The following is an 8,096-nucleotide window of genomic DNA, read 5'->3' as shown; positions in this document are numbered from 1 at the left end:
CCCACGGGCCGTTGCTTTGTTCCGTGGCGTCTTCTGCATCCACACTACGACTGTAGAGCACGGGGTATGGCGTGCCGTTGATGGATACGGTAGCGTTTGCGTTGATGATATTGCCCACTTGGCCAGGACCGAGGTTGAGCAAGCCAGAGCCGTCGAGGTTACCCAGCGTTAGATTGCCCGATGTTTCATCCAACACCAAGACCTGTCCCAGCTCGCTGTTGGCTTGGCCGAGCGCGGCGTCCCCGGCATCGCTGTGATAAAGAATGTTCAGGTAGGTGTTGGCGTCCCCGGTGGCACGGGCCAGCCAGAGGGTCTCAAGGCCTCCGGCAGTCGAGGAGGCACCGATGAAGCCGAAGTCGTTGATGGTCGCAAAGGAGAGATCGGTGACATTCCGATTTAGGAACTGGCCCTGCGCGAAGGTAGTCCCATCGGAGAGTCCGCCGGTTTGCTCAAGGACGAGCTGGTAGCGGGTATTGGGCGCTTCCAGGTTCAAGACCACATCACTGTCGGCATCAGCCAGACCGAGGCGCAGGCACAGTGTCTGGTGTGGCGATAACGTCGTTATCGAGGTCGATTTGACCGTCGATGGTGTGGTCGGAATCGAAAAGGGTAAAGGTGCCGGTCTGGCCGGTGACATCCGAGTTGAGCGTGAGTTGGAACTGGTCGAGGCCTAGGTCGCCAATTTGAAGGGTGCCGGAAGCGGAGCTTTCGATGTTGACGCGGTCGTTGCTGAAAACACCGGAGTCGACGTTGAGGTCGAAGCGGAGGCCACCGGTGCTGACGTCGGCGATGTCGAAGCTGTCGACGTTGCGGAAGTCGGCGGTGCCGATACGCGTGGCGGCAGCTGGGCTATTAAATTCTTTGATGGAGAGGATCGATCCGGCGTCGAAGCGGACGTTTTTGCCGTTGATGTCGAAGGTAGAGGCATAGGAGAAGGTGCCGCCGTTCTGAACTTGGAGGCCGTTGCCAATGCCCGAAGCCAAAGTGATCACTCCACCCTCGCCCAGGAGGCGTCCGCCGTTTTCGATCTGGTAGCGGTTTCCGCCGGTATGGGCACCGGTGATCGCGAGCTCGCCCGAGCCAATAAAGGTGGTGCCGCTGTAGGTATTGGCATTACCAGTGAGGGTCAGGCGGTTCGACCCGCTCTTACGCAGGGAGCCGGTGCCGGCGTTGAAATTTTCTAGGATACCGGAGAAAGTGTCATCGGTTGAATTGTTCAAGACTTCGAGTGTGCCCGATCCACTGTAGCGTCCTGCACCGGTCAGCCCTGCCACGCGTTGGTTGCCATCGGCTTCGACAATGCCGTTGCTAGTAATATTAAGTCTGGAGTTGGGAGAGAGGACAAAGTTGTTTTCGAGCGCCAGCGTACCACGGGTGATGCGTGTTTCGCCGGAGAAATCGGAACCACTTTGGTCCATGGTGAAGCGGGCAGTGCTGTTATCGAGTGAGTTGATTTCAAGGCTCAGAGTACCGCTGCCGTCTCTCAAGGTTCCGGAGTATGCACTGGGTTGGGTCGCTCTCGGACGCACGCGAAGATTGGCAGCATGGCCATTCACCGCTTGAATCTGGCTACCTGTGACACCGCTGAGGGAATCGACGTAGAAGTCTGCGGATGCATCCAAGTTTAGGCGTGCCGAGCTGTCGTCTAGAGCGAGCTGGAAGCCAGATCTCACCTGTCGGGTCGAGAGCTGAAATGCACCTTCCTGCACACTGACGGAGGAATTATGGCCGATGACGGAAGAAACCCTCAATGTGCCCGGGCCTCGTTTATAGAGATCCCCCTCAAGTTCACCGTTTTGGTAGTCTAGTATTTGGTCTGGATGTTCGATCGCAATTCCGCCCCCAGCGAAATTAATGCGCACACCGTCCAGTGTGAGGGAACCGCCGCTGCGGCCTTCGACGATGAGTTCTTTACCCGCAAACTGGATGGCTTGGGGTCCTATATTAATAATGGCGTCGTTTACCTGAGAACTTGCTACGAGCACGGCATCGACATCCACACCACCCCCCAGTTCGGACCAGCTAAAGGTAGCGATGTTTCCCAGTGGAGAGATCGTCCAGTTTGCGACGAGGGAGTCGCCTCTCCAAGAGGGTGACGCTGAGGACCAATCGCCGAATGAGGCAGCAGCAGCATTTGTGTCGAGGTAAATACGTGCTATCTCGATCTCCAAAGCAACGCTCGTAGCATCTTGTACTACTCTGAAATCAAAATCTTGATCGATACCTAAAAATGGCAGGGTAGCTGAGTAAATCGATCCGTTCTCAAATCCAGTCCAGTTACCGGTCACTCCGTTATCATCCTCGAAGAGGATTAACCGTGAGTTGATGCCGTCTGCAAAGGGATTGTAATTGCTGTCAAAGGCGAGTGCGAGCGAGCCGCCGAGTTGAGACTGTGTGGTGCTGACACCTCCTAGGCCTCCACGCAAGATGCCTCGTGTATTCGGATTGAAGGCGAGCATTTGCGTGATCATGCCGGGACCTAAGACTACCTCTCCGGCAAAACTGAGCCTGGGGTCATCATTGAGGTAATTTGGATTAAAGATATCTAAGGTCCCGCTATCGCCGAGCAGGCGTGCACCGACCGGAGTGAACGCAGAGTCTGTTCCCTGGAATGTACCGCCGCCGATTCGGATCGTGGCATCATCTTCTCCGCCAGGTCCCGCGCCATAAATGAACGCGGTGCCTGAACCGATAAATTGGAACAAGCCCCCGGTAGCAATCGTGAGGGCTTCAGAATCCGGCAAGTCCGTTAGGAAGATATCTTGATTTCCAGTGAGGCGCACCACGCCATCCTCCAAACGCGTATCAGAAAGGTTACTCAATGCGCTCACTCCTGAGCCTCCTATATTTGTTCCTTCGAAAAAGCCTCCACCTCCTCCTGAAGCCGCTGATGAGTTGAGTGTGACAGACAGGAGATCACGACCGCCAAGAATGATGACTGCTCCGTCTTCAGCGATCAACCGCCCTCCGGAGAGTAATCCATCGCTCAAGTCTAAATCCCATAGTACCCCATCTCCAAGTGCGCGCGCATAGCCTCCGAGTTCTTGCACCACCGTTTGAGGGAGTTCCACACCTCTGCCTGAAGGTGTGTTCGGTTGAGACTGATGGGTCGAAGTGGTCGTGATCTCGCCCGAGTTTAACAAGGATGCGTAGCCCTCACCCTGGATATCCAGTATGGCTGCGCCTGATGCAAGCAAGCGCCCTGCATTGAAGAATGTGTCTTCTGCGATCCCATCTGCTCGGATCGTAATCGAAGAAATGTTGGATTCGATGGTGCCTAAAGACTGGTTCTCCGTTGAGTTGTGTATATGTCCTTCTCCTGAGATATACTGGTCCACATTATACCAACTCTTCTGGGGCAAATACTCTTCTGAACCAGGAAACGTCTCTTCTGCATCTACCGCGCGTATTACAGACGAACTGTCCATGACAATAGCACCTCCTCCGGCGAGGGCCCAATTGTCCAGATCATCAAATTCCAATACTGCGGCGCGATCCAAAAAGATCGTACCGTAGTTACGCTTTTCGAGTAGGCTCAGCGAGCTATCTCCAGGCACTAAATTGGGATGGTTAAAATCGAGATAGGTATTCACCCGAACAAAGGAGTCCGCATCCCACACCAACGACATGTTATCGTAAACATCTGAATTATTTACCAAAATACCAGCTCCATTGAGAGCTCTCAGGCTACCATTGCGCAAGCCAGTGGTTGAAGTTGTTGCGTCGATGAGGTTTGTTACACCATCAGCGGTCACGGTTTTATTATTAAATTCTACTCTGCCGTCGACTTCGATGAGACCCGACCCTCCGGTCATGTAAATGTCCGAATCAACAAAGAGTTCGTTGCTGCTAACCCCAGTAACTTGAAACACGCCGCCACCCTGTCCCGACACGTCGACTTCGCTAAAGAACCGAATCGGCAGCGAACCAACAGCAGACTCCAGCCGCTGCCCAATCGTCTCTGGGTTAAAGGAGATTTGGCCCCCTTCTGCCACGGTAAAACTTCCCTCGCCGGTTACAGATACTTCCTGGGTAACGGTGCTATTGCCCCCGCCTTGGAAATTGACGAGAGCCCCTCCTTCAGCACGCACATCAGCGTTTACAGTCACTTCGCTAAAGTCTTTGAAATTCATAATCCCGCTGCCCGCTGCTCTGACATCACTATTTATGGATAGGAGCGACGCCGCATTAGCGTCGCCGTCGAAGAGGATGGAACCCGCATTGTTGACTGATAGCACAGCGACGTTGAGGTCCATCTCACGAATGCCTTCAAAGTTTACTGAAGCTTCCGCTCCATCGGCGCTGATCGTTGCGCTGTTTGGCACGGTCACTAGTTGCCAGTTCTGGACAAGGATACTGCTGCCTGCGCCATCGGAGACCAAGCTGCCGGGTATGTTAATATCCGAACCACCAGTGCTGATGCCAGAAATGATGATCTCGCTCCCGCCCTCACTACGAAACCCACCGGGGAGATCTACGTCACCAAACTCTTTAATAGTCAGACTTCCCCCGTCTTGGACCACGGTCTCGGTAGATCCGAGAAGGTTCATTTGTGAGGACAGAGCATTCGTTCCCGCGAATACGATGGCTCCCTGGTTTTTAACGGAAAACGTGTTATTAGATAATTCTAATAGAACTGCGTCGTTGACCTCGAAGAGAGACCCTTCGCCATCTACTGTGATAGCACCCGCGATATTGTAGCTTCCATCCTTCAGGGACACCTCACCTGCCTGGGTTATGTCGAAAAACCCAGTAGAGGATGTATTCAGGTAACGTTTACTCTCAAAGAGACTATCATCTCCCGTAACCGAAATCGTGGCCGTATCATCAAAGCTTAGGAGGGCACCCATATTTTCACCATCTAAACTCACCTGACCCCCCGATGATATCTGCAATGGCCCTTCAAAAGAAACGTCACCGTACTCGTCTATATCGATCAACGAACCCCCACCCGAGACATCTACGCTCGATTCGGGATCGAACAACAGTGAGCTATTTATCGTCTCCGAGCCCGAAAGAACTACCTTGGCACCCGATGTCACCGTTATGGGTATGTGCTCATTGATTACGATGTCCTCGAAGGCGTCGATGGTCAGCTTACCGTCGGCGTGGGTGAAGGTGATTGGAGTGGCAACGTTTTCAGGAAAGACTAGCACACTGCCATCGTAATCACCGCCAAACATGAGATGGCCGCCGGTGCTATTGACGAGCGCAGTGCTGGTCAGGGTGCTCAATTCGATTCGACGATATCCTGTGTCTGATGAACTCCCAGCTTGGCCAAAACGGATCTCGCCACCAGCACTCAAAGAAACAGCGTTGTTCAAAGAGAGCCGTGTGATGAAAGCATCATCATTGTAAGGAGCCGACCTAAACATGACCAGCCCGCCATCCCCGGCTGATATGGTATTATGAGCGTTGAGCGTGATTGCGTCTGCACCCCGAAAATAGACTTGTGCCTTTGTGCTACCAGAAGCTCCAGCAGCTGAGATAATATCACCACTGAAGGTTATAAGCTCAGTAGTAGCATTAAACCTTTCTATCGCATTGATGTTTACGCGCCCACCATTGGTAGCGGTGATGTCCCCATCGAAGAACATCTGGCCGTCATCAACGGTATTACTAAAAGACCCTACTGTAATAATGCTGCCCGAGCCGCCAGCGGACATATCACCCTCGATTGTCAGCCCTTCATAGCTATCTCCAGCACTGTCCACCCCGGCAATTGTGCCATCGACATAAATGGTACCGCCACCAGTCGCGTTTAAGTCTCCTTCGATAGTCACTCCACGAAACAATGAGGAGTTTGAAATGCCCCCAAAGTCTATATCACCGCGATCCTGAGCATACACACTGCCTCGAATTGTAAGCCCTCCCATCGAGAATACGCCCAGTCGACTGCTTGACCCTCGGGCTGTGAGGGTGTTTTCGAAAATGTTCCTCGCGAGTGGATCTGAGTTTCGATTATTGATGCCATAAAATAAGATGTCTGCTCCATTTTCCGCCAGTAGGGCGATATCGACCTGATTGACACCATAGTCTCGAAACCAAATGCGCGACCCGCTTCCGTCGGCGGTAATGATCGCTGAAGAATCAATCGTCAGCTCACTTTCTAAGGTGTCGATACCCGTAAAATTCACTTTACCCCCATCTTGGGCGATGAGTGGATTGCTACTGCCGAAGGTGGTATCTTCAAAACTGCTTACAGTGATTATCGACGTAGAGCCCGTAGCTCCGATGTTAGCCGCAGGAAAGCTAATTGAAGAACCAACCTGATCATCACCATAAAAGGATAGGGTCCCGCCTTCATTAACGAAGAGATTGGGGGCAGCCGCGCTCCCCACATTCACGGTGTGATAGCCCCTGTTGTTTAGCCCAATGGATACTGATGTAGATCTTGCCACTGCGTCGGTAATTGAGGACGGGCTGGCCGGATCCGAACCGATTGGACGATACCCATTAATATTAATAGGTCCATTTATATTAAATGTGGGCCAAATCGGGTCATCTCCCACGCCAAAAATACCAGTGCGCGTTTGCACCTCAAAGGACACCTGGCCTCCCATCTCAGCATTGATCGCACTTCCAGCGGGCAGCTCAAAGATATCCGCATTCTCAAAACGTACCCTAGAGAATTGACCGCTCGCGCGTATTTCATCCCCGGTGAAAACTGGGTTATTTGCCTGGCTCGTGCTGAGTTCAACGCTGATTAATCCCGACCTACCTGACACCGGATCCTTCTCTGCCAGGATATTGTTATTTAGAACCACTCGTCCCATCGCGATGTTAGAATTACTGGTTCCGAGGTAAATATTGCCGCCATCGGTTGCATAAACTTCACCGTCGATTGTAAAACCTCGAAGCCTTCGTTCTAAGGTAATAGTTCCGTCACTCGTAGCGGTCAAATCGCCCCTGAAAACGTTCCTCTGGTCAGCATTTTCGAGATAATCTGTGCTGGCAACTGTGAGACCAGAAAATTTAATTAAACTATCGTTCGAGGCAATCAACGGAGTATCTACGTCGTAACCTCCAAACGTCGAAAAAGTCGCAGATGAATCCTCGCCTTGGGCCATGAGGGTCATACTATTCAATATAACAAACTCACTCGAATCTGCCCCATTTCCGGAAATCCTAAAATCCCCGCCCTGCTCAGCACGCATCTGAAGATCGTTCGCAAACTCATACAGCTCGAAATTCTCAATGATCAACTCGGCACTAGCAGTAAGCGCACCTAGCGTGTCACCCGCATAGAAGAATTCTGAGTTTCCAATCTTAGGAGTGGGGCTATTCTTATGAGATCGGCCGGCTATCGTGATCTTACCCCGGTCCAATAACAATCCGCCGGTGTTCCAGTTTACGTCCAAAAAGCCATTCACAAATAAATGATTATCACGGCTATCACCGAACAGAATGTCTGAGGTATCGAAGTTTAAAACGTCAACGTTATACGCATTACTAATGCCATGCGTATTCACGTAGAGATTATCGGTGAATATATCATTACCAGATCCACTCAGTTTAACCGAAGAGCCCCCTGTGATTGAAATCTCTGTCGTGCTCCCAATGTCGAGTAAGAGGGCCTCCAATTCGAAATCTCCACCATTACTAGCCAGTAAAGAAGCGTTATCGATTCTGAAGGGAAAGGCTTCTGGATCTGGATTTGACAGAGGGAATTCTGTCGTGAACAGCACGCTCATAAACAGATTTCCAGTATCGGTTATGATCGAGCCCCCATCTATAAACCTTGGCGAGGTCATGATCCCATCTGTTTCACTAAGTATTAAAGCCTCATTAAGGATCTTATAACGCCCGAAATCTGTGATGACATAGAGGCTAGCCAATGTATCGCTTTCCGTTGGTGCACGAATAATTCCATTCAATTCAAACGCGCCCCAAGCCCTGAGGGTGTCTTCGGGATTAAACGCTATTTCCCCATCTATTATTAAATCATAAACACTCGCACCAATATTGGGCCGAATGACATGCCCGACATTGATTCTAGCATCAAAAAATTCAATAAATTCTTCCCCACCGTCCATGTAAGTCGGGTTAATAGGAACGCCGTCGCCACTCCAGATCGCCGGATCACTCCACAGTCC

The 8,096-nt window shown here is 51.6% G+C and carries 2 protein-coding genes; both read right to left on the bottom strand.

Annotated elements, in window-relative coordinates; translation table 11 throughout:
* Positions 1-493 (bottom strand): hypothetical protein (locus HRU10_14455; GenBank protein ID NRA28433.1); only part of this gene is annotated, 493 nt, incomplete at its 3' end.
* Positions 494-512: 19 nt separating this feature from the next.
* A partial coding sequence (locus HRU10_14450) for an autotransporter-associated beta strand repeat-containing protein (protein NRA28432.1) occupies positions 513-8,096 on the bottom strand: 7,584 nt, incomplete at its 5' end.

This window comes from Opitutales bacterium (assembly GCA_013215165.1).
Lineage (GTDB): Bacteria > Verrucomicrobiota > Verrucomicrobiia > Opitutales > JABSRG01 > JABSRG01.
The sequence above is the reverse complement of the archived record's forward strand: the minus strand, read 5'-3'. Positions and strand labels throughout refer to the sequence as shown.